Origin of the sequence: Ramlibacter sp. (assembly GCF_036676645.1) — a bacterium.
Taxonomy (GTDB): domain Bacteria; phylum Pseudomonadota; class Gammaproteobacteria; order Burkholderiales; family Burkholderiaceae_C; genus Ramlibacter.
Genome location: NZ_JAKFCM010000085.1, coordinates 1 through 21,099, shown reverse-complemented (window position 1 = coordinate 21,099; position 21,099 = coordinate 1). Strand labels below are relative to the sequence as shown.

20 protein-coding genes, 1 tRNA gene and 1 riboswitch are annotated in these 21,099 nt (G+C 68.1%); of the genes, 8 read left to right on the top strand and 13 right to left on the bottom strand.

Annotated elements, in window-relative coordinates:
- From V6M57_RS12290 to V6M57_RS12270, 5 genes are all read right to left on the bottom strand, one after another.
- A partial coding sequence (locus V6M57_RS12290) for an ABC transporter ATP-binding protein (RefSeq protein ID WP_442968826.1) occupies nt 1-468 on the bottom strand: 468 nt, incomplete at its 3' end.
- Between the two features lie 150 nt (nt 469-618).
- Nucleotides 619-3,912, bottom strand: a complete 3,294-nt coding sequence (gene icmF / locus V6M57_RS12285; protein WP_332815279.1) for a fused isobutyryl-CoA mutase/GTPase IcmF — start codon at nt 3,910-3,912, stop codon at nt 619-621.
- 203 nt (nt 3,913-4,115) lie between these two features.
- On the bottom strand, nt 4,116-6,167 hold the full coding sequence (locus V6M57_RS12280) for a TRAP transporter large permease subunit (RefSeq protein ID WP_332815278.1): 2,052 nt from the start codon (nt 6,165-6,167) through the stop codon (nt 4,116-4,118).
- A complete protein-coding gene (locus V6M57_RS12275) occupies nt 6,164-6,799 on the bottom strand; it encodes a TRAP transporter small permease subunit (RefSeq protein ID WP_332815277.1) in 636 nt (211 codons plus the stop codon). The genes V6M57_RS12280 and V6M57_RS12275 overlap by 4 nt, the downstream gene beginning before the upstream one ends.
- Nucleotides 6,800-6,888: 89 nt before the next feature.
- Nucleotides 6,889-8,010: a TRAP transporter substrate-binding protein gene (locus V6M57_RS12270; RefSeq protein WP_332815276.1), complete on the bottom strand. Its 1,122-nt coding sequence runs from the start codon at nt 8,008-8,010 to the stop codon at nt 6,889-6,891.
- Nucleotides 8,011-8,318: 308 nt separating this feature from the next.
- On the opposite strand from V6M57_RS12270, the gene V6M57_RS12265 reads away from it, so the two are divergent.
- From V6M57_RS12265 to V6M57_RS12250, 4 genes are read left to right on the top strand one after another with little or no spacing between them, the layout of a single operon-like run.
- Entirely contained in the window at nt 8,319-8,729 is a 411-nt protein-coding gene (locus tag V6M57_RS12265; protein WP_332815275.1) for a rhodanese-like domain-containing protein, read from the top strand.
- Between the two features lie 28 nt (nt 8,730-8,757).
- Nucleotides 8,758-9,984, top strand: coding sequence for a bifunctional glutamate N-acetyltransferase/amino-acid acetyltransferase ArgJ (gene argJ, locus V6M57_RS12260; RefSeq protein WP_332815274.1), 1,227 nt, complete (start codon nt 8,758-8,760; stop codon nt 9,982-9,984).
- Nucleotides 9,981-10,853, top strand: coding sequence for an ATP-binding protein (locus V6M57_RS12255; RefSeq protein WP_332815273.1), 873 nt, complete (start codon nt 9,981-9,983; stop codon nt 10,851-10,853). The genes argJ and V6M57_RS12255 overlap by 4 nt, the downstream gene beginning before the upstream one ends.
- A complete protein-coding gene (locus tag V6M57_RS12250; protein WP_332815272.1) occupies nt 10,850-11,323 on the top strand; it encodes an NUDIX domain-containing protein in 474 nt (157 codons plus the stop codon). The genes V6M57_RS12255 and V6M57_RS12250 overlap by 4 nt, the downstream gene beginning before the upstream one ends.
- A gap of 3 nt (nt 11,324-11,326) precedes the next feature.
- Here the strand turns inward: V6M57_RS12250 and V6M57_RS12245 are convergent, their stop codons facing one another.
- Genes V6M57_RS12245 through pilB form a run of 6 tightly spaced genes read right to left on the bottom strand, consistent with a single transcriptional unit; the run spans nt 11,327 to nt 16,776 of the window.
- A complete protein-coding gene (locus V6M57_RS12245; RefSeq protein WP_332815271.1) occupies nt 11,327-11,542 on the bottom strand; it encodes a DNA gyrase inhibitor YacG in 216 nt (71 codons plus the stop codon).
- A 2-nt stretch (nt 11,543-11,544) separates the two neighbouring features.
- Entirely contained in the window at nt 11,545-12,300 is a 756-nt protein-coding gene (gene zapD, locus V6M57_RS12240; RefSeq protein WP_332815270.1) for a cell division protein ZapD, read from the bottom strand.
- Between the two features lie 37 nt (nt 12,301-12,337).
- The gene (gene coaE / locus V6M57_RS12235) at nt 12,338-12,946 is read right to left on the bottom strand and encodes a dephospho-CoA kinase (protein WP_332815269.1); all 609 of its coding nucleotides are present in this window, start codon (nt 12,944-12,946) and stop codon (nt 12,338-12,340) included.
- 2 nt (nt 12,947-12,948) lie between these two features.
- On the bottom strand, nt 12,949-13,791 hold the full coding sequence (locus tag V6M57_RS12230) for a prepilin peptidase (RefSeq protein ID WP_332815282.1): 843 nt from the start codon (nt 13,789-13,791) through the stop codon (nt 12,949-12,951).
- Nucleotides 13,788-15,005 carry a type II secretion system F family protein gene (locus tag V6M57_RS12225; protein ID WP_332815268.1) on the bottom strand — a complete coding sequence of 406 codons (1,218 nt, stop codon included), beginning with the start codon at nt 15,003-15,005 and terminating at the stop codon, nt 13,788-13,790. Before V6M57_RS12225 ends, V6M57_RS12230 begins: the two co-directional genes overlap by 4 nt.
- A gap of 31 nt (nt 15,006-15,036) precedes the next feature.
- Nucleotides 15,037-16,776 (bottom strand): type IV-A pilus assembly ATPase PilB, encoded by a 1,740-nt coding sequence (gene pilB, locus V6M57_RS12220; RefSeq protein ID WP_332815267.1) that lies wholly within the window; start codon nt 16,774-16,776, stop codon nt 15,037-15,039.
- 295 nt (nt 16,777-17,071) lie between these two features.
- Nucleotides 17,072-17,246, top strand: a riboswitch (yybP-ykoY riboswitch).
- Nucleotides 17,247-17,255: 9 nt separating this feature from the next.
- Between pilB and V6M57_RS12215 the strand changes: the two genes are divergently transcribed.
- Nucleotides 17,256-17,831 carry a TMEM165/GDT1 family protein gene (locus tag V6M57_RS12215; protein WP_332815266.1) on the top strand — a complete coding sequence of 192 codons (576 nt, stop codon included), beginning with the start codon at nt 17,256-17,258 and terminating at the stop codon, nt 17,829-17,831.
- A 140-nt stretch (nt 17,832-17,971) separates the two neighbouring features.
- Here V6M57_RS12215 and V6M57_RS12210 read toward each other — a convergent pair.
- Both V6M57_RS12210 and V6M57_RS12205 read right to left on the bottom strand, forming a co-directional pair.
- A tRNA-Pro gene (locus V6M57_RS12210) sits at nt 17,972-18,048 on the bottom strand.
- Between the two features lie 37 nt (nt 18,049-18,085).
- Entirely contained in the window at nt 18,086-19,015 is a 930-nt protein-coding gene (locus V6M57_RS12205; RefSeq protein ID WP_332815281.1) for a polyprenyl synthetase family protein, read from the bottom strand.
- Between the two features lie 199 nt (nt 19,016-19,214).
- On the opposite strand from V6M57_RS12205, the gene rplU reads away from it, so the two are divergent.
- From rplU to cgtA, 3 genes are all read left to right on the top strand, one after another.
- The gene (gene rplU / locus V6M57_RS12200; RefSeq protein ID WP_332815265.1) at nt 19,215-19,526 is read left to right on the top strand and encodes a 50S ribosomal protein L21; all 312 of its coding nucleotides are present in this window, start codon (nt 19,215-19,217) and stop codon (nt 19,524-19,526) included.
- A 34-nt stretch (nt 19,527-19,560) separates the two neighbouring features.
- Nucleotides 19,561-19,818, top strand: coding sequence for a 50S ribosomal protein L27 (rpmA, locus tag V6M57_RS12195; RefSeq protein ID WP_332815264.1), 258 nt, complete (start codon nt 19,561-19,563; stop codon nt 19,816-19,818).
- An 82-nt stretch (nt 19,819-19,900) separates the two neighbouring features.
- Nucleotides 19,901-20,983 (top strand): Obg family GTPase CgtA, encoded by a 1,083-nt coding sequence (cgtA, locus tag V6M57_RS12190; RefSeq protein WP_332815263.1) that lies wholly within the window; start codon nt 19,901-19,903, stop codon nt 20,981-20,983.
- The last annotated feature ends 116 nt before the right edge of the window (nt 20,984-21,099 follow it).

The window sequence follows — 21,099 nt, the reverse complement described above, 5'->3', positions numbered from 1 at the left end:
GGGCAGGTTGACCGTCATCTCGCCGGCGAATTCCTGGAGGTCGACTTCGGCCAACAGCTGCAGTGCACGGTCGTGCAGGCGGAACAGCGACTTCTCGGGCTTCCAGAAATGCAGGGAGATGCCCAGGTTGCGCTGCAGGGCGGCGCGCACGTTCTCCAGCACGGTCATGTGCGGGAACACCGCGGAGATCTGGAACGAGCGCACGATGCCGCGGCGCGCCGTTTGCGCCGGCTTCTCGTGAGTGATGTCCTTGCCCAGGTAGGTGATCGTGCCGCGCGTGGGCGGCAGGAACTTGGTCAGCAGGTTGAAGAACGTGGTCTTGCCCGCGCCATTGGGGCCGATCAGGGCATGGATGTCGCCGCGACGGACCTGGAGGTCGACGTTGTCGACGGCCACGAAGCCCTTGAACTCCTTGGTCAGGCCCTTGGTCTCGAGAATGATCTCACCCGGCAAAACAAGCTCCTCCATCGCCAGCCGGCCCCAGCCGGTGGCAAGAGGCTGATGCTAGGGAGCCGGGGGGGTCGGGGGTAGCGGGGAAAACCTTAAGTAGTTTTGCGTGGTGATGAGTTCAGAGCGGCGCGCGCCGAGGCGCCCGCGATCCGCCGCTGTGCCAGTCCGCTACATGTTCCGCCGGTACTGGCCCCCGACCTCGAACAGCGCGCCGGTGATCTGGCCGAGCGAGCACACCCGCACCGCGTCCATCAGCACCTCGAACACGTTGCGGTTCTCGATCACCGCCTGCTGCAGCCGGCGCAGCAGGGCCGGCGCGTCGGCCGCGTGCGCGGCGTGGAATTCCTGCAGCCGCGCAAGCTGACTGCGCTTTTCGTCTTCGGTCGAGCGGGCCAGCTCCAGCTTCTCGGGGATGGTGTCGCCATGCGGGTTGCGGAAGGTGTTGACCCCGATGATCGGCAGCTCGCCGGTGTGCTTGAGCATCTCGTAGTGCAGGCTCTCGTCCTGGATGCGGCCGCGCTGGTAACCGGTTTCCATGGCGCCGAGCACGCCGCCACGCTCGGCGATGCGCTCGAACTCGGCCAGCACCGCCTCTTCCACCAGTTCGGTCAGCTCCTCGACGATGAAGCTGCCCTGGTTGGGGTTCTCGTTCTTCGCCAGGCCCCACTCGCGGTTGATGATCAACTGGATCGCCATCGCCCGCCGCACGCTGTCCTCGGTGGGCGTGGTGATCGCCTCGTCGAAGGCGTTGGTGTGCAGCGAGTTGCAGTTGTCGTAGATCGCGATCAGCGCCTGCAGCGTGGTGCGGATGTCGTTGAACTGGATCTCCTGCGCGTGCAGGCTGCGGCCGGAGGTCTGGATGTGGTACTTGAGCTTCTGGCTGCGCTCGTTGGCGCCGTACCTCTCCTTCATGGCCACCGCCCAGATGCGCCGCGCCACCCGGCCCATCACGGTGTACTCCGGGTCCATGCCGTTGGAGAAGAAGAACGACAGGTTGGGCGCGAAGTCGTCGATGTGCATGCCGCGCGCCAGGTAGGCCTCCACCAGCGTGAAGCCGTTGGACAGCGTGAACGCCAGCTGGCTGATCGGGTTGGCGCCGGCCTCCGCGATGTGGTAGCCGGAGATCGACACCGAATAGAAGTTGCGCACGTTGTGGTGCACGAAGTACTCGGCGATGTCGCCCATCACCTTCAGGCTGAATTCGGTGGAGAAGATGCAGGTGTTCTGGCCCTGGTCCTCCTTCAGGATGTCGGCCTGCACGGTGCCGCGCACGTTCGCCAGCACCCATTCGCGGATCTTGGCGGCCTCGGTGGGCGTCGGCTCGCGCCCGTTGTCGGCCTGGAACTTTTCCAGTTGCTGGTCGATGGCGGTGTTCATGAACATCGCCAGGATGGTCGGGGCCGGGCCGTTGATGGTCATCGATACCGAGGTGCTGGGGCTGCACAGGTCGAAGCCCGAATAGAGCACCTTCATGTCGTCCAGCGTCGCGATCGACACGCCGGAGTTGCCGACCTTGCCGTAGATGTCCGGCCGCTCGTCCGGGTCGTTGCCGTACAGCGTGACGGAATCGAACGCGGTGGACAGCCGCTTGGCTGGCATGCCCTCGGACAGCAGCTTGAAGCGCCGGTTGGTGCGGAAGGCGTCACCTTCGCCGGCGAACATGCGCGTGGGGTCCTCGTTCTCGCGCTTGAAGGCGAAGGTGCCGGCGGTGTAGGGGTAGCTGCCCGGCACGTTGTCCAGCATCAGCCACTGCAGGATCTCGCCCTGGTCCTCGAAGGACGGCAGCGCCACCTTGCGGATGGTGGTGCCGGACAGCGACTTCGTGGTCAGCGCCGTGCGGATCTCCTTGTCGCGGATCTTCACCACGTACTCGTCGCCAGCGTAGGCCTTGCGCATGGCGGGCCACTGCTGCAGCAGTTGCTGCGCGTCCCGGTCCTGCCGCTCCCGGCGGCTGCGCGCCAGGTCGGTCGCGGCCTCGGCGGCCGGCGCGCGGTCGGGCTTGTCCACCTGCAGCATGCGCGCGGCTGCTTCCAGCTGCTGGATCTCGCGCGCCAGCTTCGCCTGCTCGCGCGCGCGCTTCTTGTAGCCGCGCACGGTGTCGCCGATCTCGGCCAGGTAGCGCGTGCGCGCGGCCGGGATGATGGGCGTCTGGTTGGTGCTGTGGCGCACCCCCGCCGCGGGCAGCCGGCCTTCCTGGAGCGGCAGCCCGAGCGCCTGCAGGCGCGGCTTGAGGGCCTGGTACAGCGCCGTGACGCCGTCGTCGTTGAAACGCGCCGCCATGGTGCCGAACACCGGCATCTCCTCAGGCCGCTTGCCGAAGGCCTCGCGGTTGCGCTGGACCTGCTTGGCGACGTCGCGCAAGGCGTCCTGCGCGCCCTTGCGGTCGAACTTGTTGATCGCCACGAACTCGGCGAAGTCCAGCATGTCGATCTTCTCGAGCTGGCTGGCCGCGCCGAACTCGGGCGTCATCACGTACATGGGCAGGTCGACCAGCGGCACGATGGCGGCGTCGCCCTGGCCGATGCCGGAGGTCTCCACGACCACCAGGTCGAAGCCGGCGGCCTTGCAGGCGGTGACCACGTCCGGGAGTGCGGCCGAGATCTCGCTGCCGAAGTCCCGGGTGGCCAGCGAGCGCATGAAGACCCGCGGCCCCTGCCCCCACGGTCCGATGGCGTTCATGCGGATACGGTCGCCCAGCAGCGCGCCGCCGCTCTTGCGCCGCGAGGGGTCGATCGAGATCACGGCCACCCGCAGGCGGTCGCCCTGGTCCAGGCGCAGGCGCCGGATCAGCTCATCGGTCAGCGAAGACTTGCCGGCGCCGCCGGTGCCGGTGATGCCGAGGACCGGCACCTTGTGCCGTGCAGCCTCCGTGCGCAGCGACTCCATCAGCCGGGCGTCGGCGGTCCCGTTCTCCAGGGCCGTGATCAGCTGCGCCAGCGCGCGCCAGCCGGCGTCCTGGTGGCCCCGGATGGCGGCGGCGTCCTTCGGTGCGTGCGACGTGAGGTCCTGGTCGCAGCGCATGACCATCTCGCCGATCATTCCCTGCAGCCCCATGCGCTGGCCGTCCTCCGGGCTGTAGATGCGGGTGACGCCGTAGGCCTGCAGTTCGCGGATCTCGGCCGGCACGATCACGCCGCCACCGCCGCCGAACACCTGGATGTGGGCGCCGCCGCGCTGCTGCAGCAGGTCGACCATGTACTTGAAGTATTCGACGTGGCCGCCCTGGTACGAGCTGACGGCGATGCCCTGCACGTCCTCCTGCAGCGCCGCGGTGACGACTTCGTCCACGCTGCGGTTGTGGCCGAGGTGGATCACCTCGGCGCCCATGCCCTGCAGGATGCGGCGCATGATGTTGATGGCGGCGTCGTGCCCGTCGAACAGGCTGGCCGCCGTCACGAAGCGGACCTTGTGGGTGGGGCGATAGCTGGCCAGCGCCTTGAATTCGGCGGACAGGTCGGTCATGGGGATCTCCAGGAACCCCCGAGCCTAATTGACGTTTACGTCAACGTCAATTGATTCACCGGGAAATCGCTGCACGATTTCCCGGTGTCCTGATCAGTGCGAGGAGGGCCGGCGAAGCCGGATCCTCCTCGCAGGAGGGGCCGCGCTGCACGTTGTTCCGCGCGGTCCGCCAGGCGGGCACGCCAGGCGTGCCCGTTCGGGGGTCAGCGGGCGTAGAGCACGGACGGCAGCCAGAGGCCGATCTCGGGCCAGATGTAGAGCAGCACGATCGCGATGACCTGCAGGCCCATGAAGGGCAGCATGCCCAGGAAGATCTGGTTCAGGGTGACGTGCGGCGGCGAGACGCCCTTCAGGTAGAAGGCCGACATGGCCACCGGCGGCGACAGGAAGGCCGTCTGCAGGTTCAGTGCCACCAGCAGCCCGAAGAACAGGGGGTCGACGCCGAAGTTGTCCAGCAGCGGAATGAAGATCGGCATGAAGATCACGATGATCTCGGTCCACTCCAGCGGCCAGCCCAGCACGAAGATGATCACCTGGGTGAGCACCAGGAACTGGGTCTTGCTCAGGTCCATCGACAGCACCCAGCGCTCCACCAGCTCCTGGCCGCCCAGCAGCGCGAAGGCCGCGGAGAAGATCGCCGAGCCGACGAACAGCCAGCACACCATCGCCGAGGTCTTGGCCGTCAGGAAGACGCTTTCCTTGAGCATCGGAAGCGAGAACTGGCGGTACGCGACTGCCAGCAGCATGCCGCCCAGTGCGCCCACGGCCGCCGCCTCCGTCGGAGTCGCCAGGCCCAGCACGATGGAGCCCAGCACGGCCAGGATCAGGATGACCAGCGGGAAGAAGCTGGTCAGCAGCATCTTGAAGATTTCCAGCCGCGCGAAGCTCAGCAGCGCGTAGTACAGCGCCAGCATGGCGGCGCCCACGCCCAGGCCGATCCAGTAGCCCAGCGGGGCCTGCGGTGCCGGCACCGCGCCGCCGTTGGCTGGGGCGGTCGCGGCCGCGCCGGCGCCCGGGGGCTCCTGCACGCCTTCGGCGCCCGGCGGTTCCTGGACATCCCCGCCGGCACGAGCGTCCTCGGCGCCGGGGGGAGCCTGCACGCCTTCGTCACCGGCCTCCGGCGCGGTCTCGGCGGCAGGAGGCTCCTGCACGCCGTCGGACCCGGGCGGCGCCTGCACGCCTTCATCGGCGGCGGGAGGCTCCTGTACCCCGCTGGTCCCGGGGGGTTCCTGCAAGCCGCCGGCGCCGCGCTCCGCCGCCGGCGACTCGCCCATCTGGGTCAGCCCGGACACGCCGGCGTCCACTGCGACCGGCTCGGTCACGATGCGGTAGGTCCAGATGGCGACCAGCGCGAAGAGCAGGGCCGGCAGCAAGGCCATGAACAGCTGGCGCAGCAGGTAGCCGGTGGGCACGTTCCGGTTGCGGCTGCCCTTCAGCGCCGCCAGAAGGCCCGAGATCGCATGGCGGCTGCCGTCGGCCAGCGTGATCTCCTGCGTCAGCGGCGGCAGCGGCACCACCCGTTCGGCAGCCGACAGCGGCGGCGCCAGCGAGGGCTTGAGCTTGGCCAGGATCACCACGTAGACGACGTACAGGCCGGCCAGCATGATCCCGGGGAAGAATGCGCCCGCATACAGCTGCACCACGGACACGCCGGCCGTGGCGCCGTACACGATCAGCAGCACCGACGGCGGGATCAGGATGCCCAGGCAGCCACCGGCGGTGATCGAACCCGCCGTGAGCTGGATGCTGTAGCCGGCGCGCAGCATGGCCGGCATCGCCAGCAGGCCCATCAGCGTCACCACCGCGCCGACGATGCCGGTGGCCGTGGCAAAGATGGCGCAGGTGACGATCGTCGCCACCGACAGCGCCCCCGGCACGCGCACCAGCATCAGGTGGATGCTGCGGAACAGCTTCTCGATCAGGTTGGCGCGCTCGACCAGGTAGCCCATGAAGACGAACAGCGGCACTGCGATCAGCACGTCGTTCGCCATCGTCTTGTAGGCGGCCTGCACCATCAGGTCCAGCGTGTGGGTGGTGTTCTTCCCGTAGGCCAGCCAGGTGAAGATCATGCCCATGCCCATCAGCGTGAACGCCGTGGGGAAGCCGAGCATGATGGCCACGACCACCAGCGACAGCATCAGCAGGCCGATGTGGCCGCGCTCGATCTGGTCGACGCTGACCAGCATGTAGAGTGCCGCCGCGACGATCACCCCCATCAGGCCGAAGCCGAACCAGAGTTCCTTGCGGATCTTCACAGCGACCCCCTTTCGGCCGGGGGCGACGCCACGACGCCGCCACGCTCGTCCGGGTTGACGACCGCATCGTCGGCATGGACCATGGCCTTGAGCTTTTCGACGTCCACTTCCTCCACGTCCTCGCCGCGCGACGGCCATTCGCCGTCCCGCAGGCAGATCACGCAGCGGGCGATCTCGACGAAGCCCTGGAGCAGCAGGATGGCGCCGGCGAACGAGATGAAGAACTTGAAGGGGTACACCGGCAGCGGGTCCGCGTTGAAGGTCTGCTCGCGGATGGCGAGCGACTCGGAGAAATAGATCCAGCCGGCCCAGGTCAGGGCGACCACGCCGGGCAGGAAGAAGATGATGTAGAGGATCAGGTCCAGCGTGGCCTGGGTGCGTGGGCGGAAGAAGCCGTACAGCACGTCGCCGCGGACGTGGCCGTCCTTGGCCAGGGTGTAGGCGCCGGCCATCATGAACAGCACGCCGTACTGCATGATCTGCGCGTCCAGCATCCAGCCGTGCGGCTCGCCCAGCGCGTAGCGGGAGAAGACCTCCCAGGAGATCATCAACGTCAGCGAGACGATGAGCCAGGCGAACAGCTTGCCCAGCCACGTGGACAGGCGGTCGATCGCCAGAAGTAGTTTCTGCATGGTGGTCCCTTGGACCCCTCTCTGGAGCCCAGACACGCAAAGGGCGGCTGTGTCGCAGCCGCCCTCTGGACTGGCCCGGGAAGGGGCGATCAGCTCTTCTTGGCGCCCTTGCCGAAGTAGCGGTTGTAGGCCATGCGGAAATCGACCGTGTAGTCGTTCTGCCACTGGCCGGCGCGCGAAGCGAACGCCCTCTGCGAGTCCAGCACCTTCTTGAAGTGCGGGTTCTCGGCGGCCTTCTTGGCCGTGACCTTGTCCCACGCATCGAGCTGGGCCCGCAGGATGGAGTCGGGCGTCTTGTAGAAGTTGACCTTGTCCTTGGTCTTGAGCTCGATGTAGTCCTTCGAATTGCGGTCGATCGCCTTCCAGCTCATGTCGGCGCTGGCGGCCTGCACGCCGTAATCGATGATCGACTTGAGCTCGGCCGGCAGGGCGTTGTACTTGGCCTTGTTGAACAGGATCTCGAACTGCTCGCCGGACTGGTGGAAGCTTTGCAGCATGCAGTTCTTGGCGACGTCGGGGAAGCCCAGCACGCGGTCGGACGAGGAGTTGTTGAACTCCGCCGCGTCGAGCAGGCCGCGGTCGAGCGCCGGCACGATCTCGCCACCGGGCAGCGGGTTGACGGCCACGCCCAGTTCATTGAACACGTCCACCGCCAGGCCGACCGTGCGGAACTTCAGGCCCTTGAGTTGCGACACGTTCGAGACCGGCTTGCGGAACCAGCCGAGCGGCTGCACCGGCATCGGGCCGTACAGGTAGGAAACCACGTCCATGTTGATGGACTTGTAGATCTCCTCCAGCAGCGCCTTGCCGCCGCCGTAGTAGTGCCAGGCCAGCACCATGTTGGGGTCCATGCCGAAGGCCGGGCCGGAGCCCCACAGGGCCAGCGCCGAGTTCTTGCCATAGTGGTAGGCGACCACGCCATGGCCACCGTCGAGCGTGCCCTTGTTGACTGCTTCGAGCAGCTGGAAGGCGGGGACCACCGCGCCGGCGGGCAGCACCTCGATCTTCAGCTTGCCCCCGGCCATGTCGTTGATCTTCTTGGCGAAGTCCTGCGCGTACTCGTGGAAGATGTCCTTCGAGGGCCAGGTGCTCTGGAAGCGGAACAAGGCCGGCGCGGTTTGCGCCATGACCATCGGCGCGGCCACGCCGGCGCCGGCGGCAATCGCCGCGCCCTTGAGCAGGCTTCGGCGGGGGGTGCTGGGAATCGTCATGATGAAGTCTCCTGTCCAGTCTGTCTGGTTGGTTAACAGGTCTATCTTTGAAGTAGGCGGACGCACGGCTTGAGAGGGTTTACACGGAGGGCGCGTGCGACCAATGCTTGCGCTTCATACTTATGCCCTACGGATGGACGTGCTCAACCGCGTGCGAGGCTCGCCTCGTCAGCCTGTTGCCAGCTTCGGGTCCGCCCGTGAGCGACCCGGCGAGCGTTGCAGGCACTGGCAGAATCGGGTCTGACACCATGGCAGAGTCGAAGCGATCCCCCTTGGCCGGCCGGGAGCCCCCGGCATCCCCGGACGATGTGCAAGCCCCCCGCCCGGCCCGGGGCTATGCCGGCGACGTGACGCCCGCGCTGGCCTGCGACTGGTGGCGCAGCGGCGAAGCGGTGCTGGTGGACGTGCGCAGCGACGCCGAACGCGAATGGGTCGGCTTCATCCCGGGCGCGGTCGCGCTGCCCTGGAAGCAGTGGCCCGGCATGGCGCAGAACCCCGCATTCGATGCCGGCCTGCGAGCCGCCGTGCCGCCCGGCAAGAAGGCCGTGATGCTGTGCCGCAGCGGCGTGCGCTCGGTCGCCGCCGCGCGGCGCGCCACCGAGCTGGGGCTGGAGGCCTACAACATCCTCGAAGGCTTCGAAGGCGATGCCGACGAGAACGGACACCGCGGCCTCAAGGGCGGCTGGCGCCATCGCGGCCTGCCCTGGCGCCAGAACTGATGGCCTTTCCTTTCTTGCGGACGAAGCAATGCCAGTGAACCTTTCCGCCCCGCGCGCGGGCGATCTCCGGCCCGTTCCCGGGCTTTCCATCGGCGTGGCCGAAGCGGGCGTGCGCAAGGCCAACCGCAAGGACCTGACGGTATTCCTGCTGGAGCCGGGCGCTGCCGTGGCCGGCGTATTCACCGGCAACCGTTTCTGCGCCGCCCCGGTGCAGGTATGCCGTGAACACCTTCCGGGCGGCCACATCCGCGCGCTGGTGGTCAACACCGGCAACGCCAATGCGGGCACGGGGGAGGAGGGCCTTGCCCGCGCACGCGCCACCTGCGACGCGCTGGCAAGGCAGCTCGGCATCGCGGCCGACCAGGTGCTGCCGTTTTCCACCGGCGTGATCATGGAGCCGCTGCCGCTCGATCGGATCGAAGCCGGGCTGCCGGCAGCACTGGCCGACGCGCGGGCCGACAACTGGCTGCGGGCGGCCGAAGGCATCATGACCACCGACACCGTGGCGAAGGCCGCCAGCGCCATGGTCCGCATCGGCGCCGCCGAGGTCACGGTCACCGGCATCAGCAAGGGCGCCGGCATGATCCGGCCCAACATGGCGACCATGCTGGGGTTCCTGGCCACCGACGCCCGCATCGCTCAGCCGCTGCTGCAGCAGCTTGCGCAGCAACTGGCCGACGGGTCCTTCAACCGCGTGACGGTGGACGGCGACACGTCCACCAACGACTCCTTCATCGTCATGGCCACCGGCAAGGCCGGCCATGCACCCGTCACTTCCCTGGACAGCCCCGAGGGGCAGGCGCTGAAGGACGCGATGCTGCAGGTCTCGCGCCGGCTCGCGCAGGCCATCGTGCGCGACGGCGAAGGAGCGACCAAGTTCATCACGGTGCAGGTCGAGGGCGGCCGCAGCGCGGCCGAGTGCCGGCAGGTCGCCTACGCGATCGCGCATTCGCCGCTGGTCAAGACGGCGTTCTTCGCCAGCGATCCGAACCTCGGGCGCATCCTGGCGGCCGTCGGCTATGCCGGCATCGCCGACCTCGACCCGGCCACCATCGACCTGTGGCTGGACGACGTGCACGTCGCGCACCGGGGTGGACGCAACCCGGCCTACCGCGAGGAGGACGGCCAGCGGGTGATGAGGCAGTCCGAGATCACGGTGCGCGTGGGCCTGGGCCGGGGGCAGGCGGCGGACACGGTCTGGACCTGCGACCTCAGCCACGAGTACGTGAGCATCAACGCGGACTACCGCTCATGAGCGAGCGCCTCGACCTGCTGCTGGTGCGTGCCGACCGGCTGCTCGATCGCCTGGAAGCGATCCTGCCGCAGCCGCTGGCGGCGCCGGATTGGGATGCCGCCATCGCCTGGCGCTACCGCAAGCGCGCCTCGGGGCTGGGCTCGCTGGATCCGGTGCGCCATGTCGCAGCGATCCGGCTGGACGATCTCAAGGAGATCGACCCGCAGAAGGAGCGCGTCCAGCGCAACACGCAGCAATTCGTGGCCGGCCAGCCCGCCAACAACGTGCTGCTGACCGGCGCGCGCGGCACCGGCAAGTCCTCCCTGATCAAGGCCTGCCTGAACGAATACGCGCCGCAGGGCCTGCGCCTGATCGAAGTGGACAAGGCCGACATGACCGACCTGCCGGACATCGTCGAGATCGTCGGCGGCCGGCCCGAGAAGTTCATCGTGTTCTGCGACGACCTCAGCTTCGAGGAGGGCGAACCCGGCTACAAGGCCCTGAAGTCCATCCTCGACGGCTCGGTTGCGGCCGCCACGCCCAACCTGCTGGTCTATGCCACCAGCAACCGGCGCCACCTGCTGCCCGAGTACATGAAGGAGAACCTCAGTTACACCCACACCGACGATGGCGAAGTGCATCCCGGCGAAGTGGTCGAGGAGAAGATCTCGCTGTCCGAGCGCTTCGGTCTCTGGGTGAGCTTCTATCCCTTCACCCAGGAGGAGTACCTCGCCATCACGGCGCAGTGGCTGAGGTCCTTCGGCGTGCCGCCGGGGGCCGTCGACCCGGCCCGCGCGGAGGCGCTGGTCTGGGCGCTCGAGCGCGGCTCGCGCAGCGGCCGCGTGGCTTATCAGTTCGCGCGCGACTGGGCCGGCCGGCACCCGGCATGACGGGGGTCCTGGTCGCCGACGCCGACCGGCCGCGCGAAGGCGGCCCCGACCGCAAGCAGGTGGAGGTCGCCGTCGGCGTGCTGGTGCGCCCGGACGGCCGCTTCCTGCTCACCAGCCGGCCCGAGGGCAAGGTCTATGCGGGCTACTGGGAATTCCCCGGCGGCAAGGTCGAACCGGGCGAGACCATCGAGACCGCGTTGCGGCGCGAGCTGGTCGAGGAGATCGGCGTGGTGATCGGCGCCGTGCACCCATGGCGCGTCGAGAGGGTCGATTACCCGCATGCGCTGGTGCGCCTGAATTTCTGCAAGGTGTTCGACTGGGCCGGCGAGCTGCACATGCACGAGGGCCAGAGCGGTTCCTGGGAAACGCTGCCGGTGCGGGTGCGGCCGGTGCTGCCCGGCACGGTGCCGGTGCTGCATTGGTTCGCCCGGGAGCGCGGCTTTTCGGGCGCCACCCATGCGGGCGGCTGAGGATCACTGCAGCTTCGGATCGCCGAAGGGCTGGTCGTCCGGGGGCGTTTGGTCCGGCACCCGGAAGCTCTCGCTCGCCCAGGCCCCCAGGTCCAGGCCCTTGCAGCGCTTGCTGCAGAAGGGCCGGTAGGGGTTGGCGGGCGCATAGATGCTGATGCCGCCGCACTGCGGGCACTTCACCACCCGCTGCGGCGCCGCCTTGCCGCTCTCGCTTGCCATGCTCAGGAACACAGGGTCAGTTCGAAACCTGCATTCTCGTGGCTGGGCTGCAGCCGGTCGCTGCCCTCCTGGCGCATCAGGCGCACCGAAACCATCAGCCGGTTGCCGCTGATCTCGGGCACCAGCTGCATCGCCGGGGCTATGCGCAGGCGCAGCAGCTGGAAACTGCGGCCCTGCGGCAGCGTCTGCTGGAAGTGCCCGTCGGTCGCCATCACCTTCTGCGCCGTCCCCGAGTCGCGCAGCATCTTGAGCAGCAGGTGCACCGATTCGGCCAGCGGGCCGAGGCAGCGCGCCCAGCGGCCCAGGTCGGCCTGGCGGGTCGGCGCGTCGAGCTGCTGCCAGGCGAAGTAGCCGGGCAGGTCGAACTCGCAGGTGCCGCCGGGGATGCCGATGCGGCTGCGGATGCTCATCAGCCATTCGTTCTCGGTCAGCGACTGGCCGGCCTTGCCGGGCTGGCCGTTGAGCGCCGCGAAGCAGGCATCGAGCTGGCCCACCACTTCGTCGAGCACCCCTTCCGCGATGGCCGGGTTGCCGCGGTAGCCGTTGAGGACCGACTTCTGCTTCTCCAGGTCCTTCATCACGTCGGACTTCAGGTCGGCGCGCGCGGCCACGTCCATCACCTCGAACAGCGTGGCCAGCGCGTAGTGGTGGTCGAGCGGGTGCTCGCGCGGGACCAGTTCGCCGAGGCGGCGGAACAGGTGCTCCAGCCGCAGGTAGGTCCGGATTCGTTCGTTGAACGGGTACTCGTAGAGGATCACGCGGGCGGCAATGTGGGAGGCATGCGCTGACGCCCCATCATAGCCCGAAGCCCCTGCCTGCCTGCCGCACCTGGGCCTCGAGTCCGCCGAGCGAAAGCCCGCCGTCGTTGAAGATCACGGCGTCGGCTGCCGCCAGCCGCAGCGCGCGCGGCGCCTGCGCCGCGATGATCGCCTCCACCTGCGCGGGCTCGAGCGCGCTGCGCGCCACCACGCGGGCCACCTGCGTCGCGGGCGTGCAGTCGACCACCAGCACCCGGTCCACCTGCCGGCGCCAGCGGCCCGACTCCACCAGCAGCGGAATGTCGAACACGATGCACGGGGCACCGGCCATCAGCGCTGCCTGCACCTGGCGCTCGGTCTCGACGCCCACCAGCGGATGGACGATGGCCTCCAGCTCGCGCCGGGCCTGTGGCTGCGCGTACACGTGCTCGCGCATGCGCTCGCGGTCGAGCGCGCCCTCGGCGGTGATGAACGCCGGGCCAAAGCGGGCGGCGATCGCCGGGATGGCCGCGCCGCCCGGCGCGGTGCTGGCGCGCGAGATGGCGTCGGCGTCGATGGCGGCGGCGCCCAGCCCGGCCAGCATCCGCAGCACCGTGCTCTTGCCGCTGCCGATGCCGCCGGTCAGGCCGATGCGCATCGCGGCCATGGCTACAGGCCGATCACGCGCAGGATGGCCGAAGGCCCGAACACCAGTGCGGTCAGGCCCGCGCCGGCGAGGAAGGGACCGAAGGGGATGGCGCCGCCCTCGCGCAGGTTGTCTGAGAGCTTCATGGCGATGCCGATGATCGCGCCGATCACCGATGCCATCAGCACCATGGGCACCAGCGCCTGCCATCCGAACCACGCCCCCAGCGCGGCGAACAGCTTGAAGTCGCCGTAGCCCATGCCCTCCTTGCCGGTGAGCAGCTTGAAGCCCTTGTAGACCAGCCACAGCGACAGGTAGCCCGCCACGGCGCCCCAGAGCGACTGCTGCAGGGTCAGGCCGTTCCAGCGCAGCGCGGCCGCGATCAGGCCGGCCCACACCAGCGGCAGCGTGATGTCGTCCGGCAGCAGGGTGGTGTCCCAGTCGATCAGGGCCAGCGCCAGCAGGGCGGCGGCAAAGCCGCACCAGGCCGCGGCTGTCCAGCTGATTCCCCACTTCCAGGCGCAGAAGGCGAACAGCCCCGCCGTGGCGAGCTCCACCAGCGGGTAGCGCACGCCGATCGGCGTGCCGCAGGAGGAACACCTGCCGCGCAGGGCCAGGTAGCTCAGGACCGGAATGTTCTCGTACCAGCGGATCGCGTGGCCGCAGTTGCGGCAGCGCGAGCGCGGCCGCGCCAGGTCGAACGGTTCGCCGGCCGCGGGCTCCTGCCCGGCCAGCTCGGCGCATTCGGCCGCCCACTGGCGCTCCAGCATCTTCGGCAGCCGGTAGATGACCACGTTCAGGAAGCTGCCTACCAGCAGCCCGAGGACGCCGGCCAGCGCGGCGCCCAGGCCCGCAGTCAGCATCAGACGACCTGGCCGAGCTTGAAGATAGGCAGGTACATCGACACCACGATGCCGCCGATCAGGCCGCCCAGGAACACGATGATGATCGGCTCCATCAGGCTGGACAGGCCGGCGACCATGTCGTCGACCTCGGCCTCGTAGAAATCGGCCGCCTTGCCCAGCATGTGGTCGATGGAGCCGGACTCCTCGCCGATGGCGCACATCTGCAGCACCATGGTCGGGAACACGTTGGCGTTGGTCATGGCCGCGGTCAGGCTGGTGCCGGTGGACACCTCCTGCTGGATCTTCCCGGTGGCCGCCTGGTAGACCGTGTTGCCGGCCGCGCCGCCGACCGAATCGAGCGCCTCCACCAGGGGCACCCCGGCGGCGAACATGGTGGCCAGGGTGCGCGTCCAGCGGGCGATCACCGACTTGTAGACCAGGTCGCCGAATACCGGCAGCTTGAGCATCAGCCGGTCCATGAACGCCTGCACCTTCTCGTTGCGCTTCCAGGCCTGCATGAAGAAGTAGACGCCGCCGCCGACGCCACCGAAGATCAGCCACCAGTACTGGACGAAATACTCGCTGACGGCCATCACGAACAGCGTGGGCGCCGGCAGGTCGGCGCCGAACGAGGTGAACACCTCCTTGAAGGCCGGGATCACGAAGATCATGATCACCGCCACCACCACGAAGGCCACCACCACCACCGAGATCGGGTACATCAGGGCCGACTTGATCTTGGACTTGATGCCCTCGGTCTTCTCCATGTAGACCGCCAGCCGGTCCAGCAGCGTCTCCAGGATGCCCGCGGCCTCTCCGGCCTCGACCAGGTTGCAGTACAGGTTGTCGAAGTACAGCGGGTACTTGCGGAAGGCGGCCGACAGCGAGGTGCCGGTCTCCACGTCGGTGCGGATGTCGTTGAGCAGCTTGGCGACGCTGGCATTGGCGTTGCCGCGGCCGACGATGTCGAAGGCCTGCAGCAGCGGCACGCCCGCCTTCATCATGGTGGCCAGCTGGCGGGTGAAGATCGCGATGTCCTTGGGCCTGATCTTCTGGCCCGCGCGCATGCGGCGCTTCCTGATCTTGCTGGGCGTGATGCCCTGGCGGCGCAGGGCGGCCTGGACCTGGTTCTCGCCGGCGGCGCGGGTCTCGCCGCGGACCTGCTTGCCGTTGCGGTCGCGGCCCTCCCATTCGAAGACGAACTCCGTGACCTTCGTTGCGGTTGCCGTCGCCATGAAGTACTCCTCTTTTTTTCCTGCCTGCGGTCTATTCGTTCGTGCAGCCGAGCACTTCCTCGAGCGAGGTCATGCCCGTACGGACCTTGTGCAGCCCGGATTGGCGCAGGCTCTTGACGCCCTCGCTGCGGGCCTGGGCGGCGATTTCCATGGAACTGCCGTCGCGCAGGATGATGCGCTGGATCTCCTCGCTGATCGGCATGACCTGGTAGATGCCGACGCGGCCCTTGTAGCCGTTGTTGCACATGTTGCAGCCGACCGGCCGGTACGGGGTCCAGGTGCCGTCGACCTCCTCCTCGGTGAAGCCGGCTTCGATCAGGGTCTCGTGCGGGATGTCAGCCGGCTGCTTGCAGTTGACGCAGAGGCGCCGCGCCAGCCGCTGCGCGGTGATCAGGATCACGCTGGAGGCGATGTTGAACGGCGCGATGCCCATGTTGCGCATGCGCGTGAGCGTGGTCGGAGCGTCGTTGGTGTGCAGCGTGGAGAGCACCAGGTGGCCGGTCTGCGCCGCCTTGATGGCGATGTCGGCGGTCTCCAGGTCGCGGATCTCGCCGACCATGATCACGTCCGGGTCCTGGCGCAGGAACGACTTGAGCGCGGCGGCGAAGGTGAGCCCGGCCTTGTCGTTGACGTTGACCTGGTTGACGCCCGGCAGGTTGATTTCGGACGGGTCTTCGGCGGTGGAGATGTTCACCCCGGGCTTGTTCAGGATGTTCAGGCAGGTGTAGAGCGACACCGTCTTGCCCGAGCCGGTGGGGCCCGTGACCAGCACCATGCCGTAGGGCCGGCTGACGGCATTGAGCAGGCGCTCCTTCTCCTCGGCCTCGTAGCCGAGCGCGTCGATGCCCAGCTTGGCGCTGCTCGGGTCCAGGATCCGGATCACGATCTTCTCGCCGAACAGCGTGGGCAGCGTGCTGACGCGGAAGTCGATCACCCGGTCGGGGCCGACCTTGAGCTTCATGCGGCCGTCCTGGGGCACCCGCTTCTCGGAAATGTCCATCCGCGAGATGACCTTGATGCGCGAGGCCAGCTTGTCCTTGATCGCGATCGGCGGGGAGGCGATCTCGCGCAGCTCGCCGTCGATGCGGAAGCGCACCCGGTAGGTGTGCTCGTAGGGTTCGAAATGCAGGTCGGACGCGCGCATGCTGAACGCGTCCAGCAGCATCTTGTGCAGGAACTTGACGACGGGGGCGTCGTCGACCTCCGAGCCCGCCGACTTCTCGTCCTCGTCGACGACCGAGTCCTCCATCGTCGACTCGTCGAACTCGAAGTCCTCGCCGACGATGTTCTCCATCGCCTGGGTGGTGCTGGTCGCGTGGGCCTCCACCATCCGGGTCAGCTTGTCGTATTCGGCGATGACCCAGTCCACGCCCATCTGCGTGGCGAACTTGATCTTGTCGGCGGCCTGCTGGTCGGAGGGGTCGGCGGTGGCGACGATGAGCCGGTTGTTGCGCTTGGACAGCACCACCACGCGGATGGCCTGGCACAGCTTGGTATCCAGCAGGTTCTTCGGCAGCCGCTGCACGTCGACCGCGTCCAGGTCCAGCAGCGGAGCGCCGTAGGCGGTCGACATGGTGTGCGCCAGGTCGGAGGGCGACACCGCCCCGGAGCCGGTCAGCTCGGCGATGAAGCTGCTGCGGTTGGCCTGCGCCTTGCGGTACAGCTCCTCGGCCGATTTCTGCCCGAGCTTGCCGGCCGACACCAGCGCCCGTGCCAGCCCGGGCAGCGCCAGGGCGGGAGCATCGGTGAGTGCGGGGTCGACGGCGGCCATCGTTGGGTGGTGGGATCAGGCGCCCCCGCTGGGGCGAAGGGCATCCAGCTGATCATCGCCTAAAGCCCAACCGGTGTAAATCTTGCGTGTGGCGCCGGGCGCAAAGACAGTCGACGCGGGACGGCGCACTCGCGCAGGATGTCACGCGCAGGAACCGGGAGCCTTCCGGGTTCTGGGCGGTGCGACCGAGCAGGTAACCGCGGGTAACCGGGAGTCTCCTTCATCGCTGCCACCGGGGCCACTGGAAGGCGCAGTTGTCGGCGGCGGCCGGGCTGCGTTCGCTACAATCGCGCCCGCACTCGTCATTGGGGAGTAGCCGCCCTGCGCCTGCAGGGGTTCGCGTCAACAGACTTGGTCTTCATGACCATGGCGCGAGCAGCTCCACGCCTGGCAAGACCTTTGACCGCACTGCCTCCGGATTGGGCCGGGGACGCCGTGCGGTCCATGGTTTTCGCCGGCCCCTGGGGACTCCTCGTTTCATGGAAGCCTTTCTCGTCTCCACCGGCGTCGTCGCGCTCGGTGAAATGGGCGACAAGACCCAGTTGCTGGCGATCGTGCTGGCTGCGATGTTCCGCAAGCCCGTGCCGATAGTGCTTGGCATCCTGGCCGCGACATTGCTGAACCACGCGGCCGCAGGTGCGGCTGGCGGCTGGGTGGCAGCCGCGCTCGGACCGGACGTGCTGCGCTGGGTCATCGGAGCATCGTTCCTGGCCATGGCAGCCTGGATGCTCATCCCGGACAAGATTGACGAAGACGAGGTCACCAGGGAGAAGCCCCGGTTTGGCGTGTTCGGTACCACCCTGGTCGCGTTCTTCCTGGCCGAGATGGGCGACAAGACCCAGATTGCGACGGTGGCCCTGGCGGCCCGTTACACGGACATCGTTCAGGTGGTGATTGGAACCACTTTGGGCATGATGCTGGCGAACGTGCCGGCCGTGTTCCTGGGTGACAGGATCGCAAAGAAGGTGTCCATGCGACTGGTGCACGCCATCAGCGCGGCCATTTTCGGCGTACTGGGGGTGCTTACCCTGTTGAACGCGGGCAAGCTTTTCTGAGCAGTGCAGGAGGGGGTCGGGGGCTCCACTTGCCCGCCATGAACACCGCCAGCATTCGTTGGATCTGGCGCAGGCTCCTTCCGAGCCGCGCCGCGCCGCGAAAACGCCCTTCGCGGCGCCAAGTGGATTGGAAAGGAATCTGGTCGGGGTGAGAGGATTCGAACCTCCGGCCTCTACGTCCCGAACGTAGCGCTCTACCAGGCTAAGCTACACCCCGATGGCCGCTCGCGGGCGCCGCGGCCTGATCCGGCGGATCAGTTGCGACGCTCGAGCAGCTGAGCCGCCAATTGTACCAAACCCTCGGAGTAGTCATTGCGCGGCAGGCGCTGCGCGCACGCGATCGCGCGCCTGGCTTCGGCGGCGGCTGCGGCGCGCGTCACGTCCAGCGCGCCGGTTTCGCGCACCACCGCAATGATGGCGTCCAGCTCGCGCGTGGCACCGTTCTCGATCGCATGCCGGATCAGCTCGCTCTGGCGCGGGGTGCCGCGCTCCATGGCGGCGATCAGCGGCAGCGTGGCCTTGCCCTCGCGCAGGTCGTCACCGAGGTTCTTGCCCATCTCGTGGGTGTCGCCGTCGTAGTCGAGCACGTCGTCGATCACCTGGAAGGCGGTGCCGAGGGCCTGCCCGTATTCCGCGCTGGCTTCTTCCAGGTCGGCGCCCGCGCCGGCCAGCACGGCGCCCAGGCGGGCGCTGGCCTCGAACAGCTTGGCGGTCTTGGAGCGGATCACGCGCAGGTAGGCGGCCTCGTCGAGCGAGGCGTCGTGCATGTTCATCAGCTGCAGCACCTCGCCCTCGGCGATCACGTTGGTGGCATCGGCCAGGATCGCCATCACCCGCATGTCGCCGGCCTCCAGCATCATCTGGAAGGCACGGGAGTAGAGGAAGTCGCCCACCAGCACGCTGGCGGGATTACCGAAGCTCTCGTTGGCGGTGGCCCGGCCGCGGCGCAGGGTGGACTCGTCGACCACGTCGTCGTGCAGCAGCGTGGCGGTGTGGATGAACTCGACGACGGCCGCCAGGTTGGAGCGTTGCGGCCCCCGGCAGTCCAGCGCCGCGCTCACCAGCAGCAGCAGGGCCGGGCGCAGGCGCTTGCCGCCGGCCGAGATGATGTAGCGGGAGACCTGCCCCACCAGCGGAACGCCCGAGTCGAGGCGCCGGGCGATGACTGCATCGACCTCGAGCATGTCATCGGCGATCAGGGAGAGCACCGAGGCGGTGCTGGCGGCAGGGGCAGTCAAGGCGGGTACGGCAGTTGGCGCGCGATTATAGGAAGTGGCCCCGCCATGCCCGGCGCGCCGTGTTAGTGGCCGCAAACCATGGTATAGTCGCAGGCTCCCCGGGAAATCCGTCCTGGCGGAGACTCCCTTTCTCGAGAGGTCTCACATGTACGCGGTCATAAAAACCGGCGGCAAGCAGTATCGCGTTGCCTCCGGCGAAAAGATCAAAGTAGAACAGATTGCTGCGGACGTAGGCCAGGAAATCGTGATCGACCAAGTGCTGGCCGTCGGCGACGGCAGCGACCTGAAGATCGGCACGCCCCTGGTGTCCGGCGCCACCGTCAAGGCCACGGTCGTCGCCCATGGCAAGCACGACAAGGTGCGCATCTTCAAGATGCGTCGCCGCAAGCACTACCAGAAGCGCCAGGGCCACCGCCAGCAGTTCACCGAGCTGCAGATCGGCGCCATCGCGGCCTGAGGCCGCCTTCGTCCCCGACTGAATAGAGGTTGAAATGGCACAGAAAAAAGGCGGCGGCTCCACGCGCAACGGGCGGGATTCCCAGCCCAAGATGCTCGGCGTCAAGGCGTTCGGCGGCGAGCTGATCAGCGCCGGCTCCATCATCGTGCGCCAGCGCGGCACCCGGTTCCACCCGGGCACCAACGTCGGCGTCGGCCGCGACCACACGCTGTTCGCGCTGGTCGACGGCCACGTCCAGTTCGCCACCAAGGGCGCGCTGAACAAGCAGACCGTAAACGTGGTTCCGGCGTAAGCCGCCAGGCTTTCCGCAACGAAGGCCCTGCGTCGCAAGCGCAGGGCCTTTTTCGTCAAGAACCAGCTCCTGGGATCCCGGCATGAAATTCGTGGACGAAGCCTTCATCGACGTCGCCGCCGGCGACGGGGGGAACGGCTGCGTCTCCTTCCGGCACGAGAAGTACAAGGAGTTCGGCGGCCCCAACGGCGGCGACGGCGGCCGCGGCGGCCACGTGTACGCGGTGGCGGACCCCAACCTCAACACGCTGGTGGATTACCGGTTCTCGCGCCGCCACGAAGCCAGGCGCGGCGAGCACGGCATGGGTTCGGACATGTTCGGCGCCGCCGGGGCCGACGTCACGCTGAAGATGCCCGTGGGCACCATCATCAGCGACGCCGGAACCGGCGAAGTGCTGCACGAGTTGCTGGTGCCGGGCGAAACCATCGTCCTGGCCAAGGGCGGCGACGGCGGCTTCGGCAACATGCGCTTCAAGAGCTCGATCAACCGGGCGCCGCGGCAGAAGACGCCGGGCTGGCCGGGCGAGAAGAAGAGCCTGAAGCTCGAGCTCAAGGTGCTGGCCGACGTCGGCCTGCTCGGCATGCCCAACGCGGGCAAGTCCACCCTGATCGCCGCGGTCTCCAATGCGCGGCCCAAGATCGCCGACTATCCCTTCACCACCCTGCACCCCAACCTGGGCGTGGTGCGGGTCGGGCCGGAGCAGAGCTTCGTGGTAGCCGACGTGCCGGGGCTGATCGAGGGTGCCTCGGAAGGCGCCGGCCTGGGCCACCAGTTCCTGCGCCATCTGCAGCGCACCCGGCTGCTGCTCCACCTGGTGGACGTGGCGCCCTTCGACGAGGCCGTCGATCCGGTGGCCCAGGCCCGGGCGATCGCCGCCGAACTGAAGAAGTACGACAAGTCGCTGTACGACAAGCCGCGCTGGCTGGTGCTGAACAAGATCGACATGGTGCCGGCCGGCGAGCGCGACGCGCTCGTGAAGGCATTCGTGCGCCGCCTGCGCTACAAGGGCCCGGTGTTCCGTATCTCGGCGCTCACGCGCGAGGGTTGCGAGGAACTGGTGCAGGCCGTGTACCAGCACCTGCACGCGCGCCGGGCGCAGGAGCAGCCGGCGGCCGACCAGGACCCGCGCTTTGCCGCGCCCGAGGGTGGAAAGGACCCCGCATGAGACACCCTGTGTCAACCCCCCGCTGTTTGAAGCAGCAGTTTGGCCCCGCCGTGGCGTGCCGGATCGTAGGGTTTGTGGTCCTGCCAGGCGCGCCAGATCACGCGCAGCCATGCTCT

What these genes read in the sequence shown, in the direction of transcription:
- pilB (WP_332815267.1), bottom strand. Translation starts at nt 16,776, where the DNA reads ATGGCCGCCGTCGACCCCGCACTCACCGATGCTCCCGCCCTGGCGCTG.
- rpmA (WP_332815264.1), top strand. Translation starts at nt 19,561, where the DNA reads ATGGCACAGAAAAAAGGCGGCGGCTCCACGCGCAACGGGCGGGATTCC.
- V6M57_RS12205 (WP_332815281.1), bottom strand. Translation starts at nt 19,015, where the DNA reads ATGCTCGAGGTCGATGCAGTCATCGCCCGGCGCCTCGACTCGGGCGTT.
- V6M57_RS12250 (WP_332815272.1), top strand. Translation starts at nt 10,850, where the DNA reads ATGACGGGGGTCCTGGTCGCCGACGCCGACCGGCCGCGCGAAGGCGGC.
- argJ (WP_332815274.1), top strand. Translation starts at nt 8,758, where the DNA reads ATGCCAGTGAACCTTTCCGCCCCGCGCGCGGGCGATCTCCGGCCCGTT.
- V6M57_RS12255 (WP_332815273.1), top strand. Translation starts at nt 9,981, where the DNA reads ATGAGCGAGCGCCTCGACCTGCTGCTGGTGCGTGCCGACCGGCTGCTC.
- icmF (WP_332815279.1), bottom strand. Translation starts at nt 3,912, where the DNA reads ATGACCGACCTGTCCGCCGAATTCAAGGCGCTGGCCAGCTATCGCCCC.
- V6M57_RS12275 (WP_332815277.1), bottom strand. Translation starts at nt 6,799, where the DNA reads ATGCAGAAACTACTTCTGGCGATCGACCGCCTGTCCACGTGGCTGGGC.
- V6M57_RS12215 (WP_332815266.1), top strand. Translation starts at nt 17,256, where the DNA reads ATGGAAGCCTTTCTCGTCTCCACCGGCGTCGTCGCGCTCGGTGAAATG.
- V6M57_RS12245 (WP_332815271.1), bottom strand. Translation starts at nt 11,542, where the DNA reads ATGGCAAGCGAGAGCGGCAAGGCGGCGCCGCAGCGGGTGGTGAAGTGC.
- V6M57_RS12270 (WP_332815276.1), bottom strand. Translation starts at nt 8,010, where the DNA reads ATGACGATTCCCAGCACCCCCCGCCGAAGCCTGCTCAAGGGCGCGGCG.
- rplU (WP_332815265.1), top strand. Translation starts at nt 19,215, where the DNA reads ATGTACGCGGTCATAAAAACCGGCGGCAAGCAGTATCGCGTTGCCTCC.
- coaE (WP_332815269.1), bottom strand. Translation starts at nt 12,946, where the DNA reads ATGGCCGCGATGCGCATCGGCCTGACCGGCGGCATCGGCAGCGGCAAG.
- V6M57_RS12225 (WP_332815268.1), bottom strand. Translation starts at nt 15,005, where the DNA reads ATGGCGACGGCAACCGCAACGAAGGTCACGGAGTTCGTCTTCGAATGG.
- cgtA (WP_332815263.1), top strand. Translation starts at nt 19,901, where the DNA reads ATGAAATTCGTGGACGAAGCCTTCATCGACGTCGCCGCCGGCGACGGG.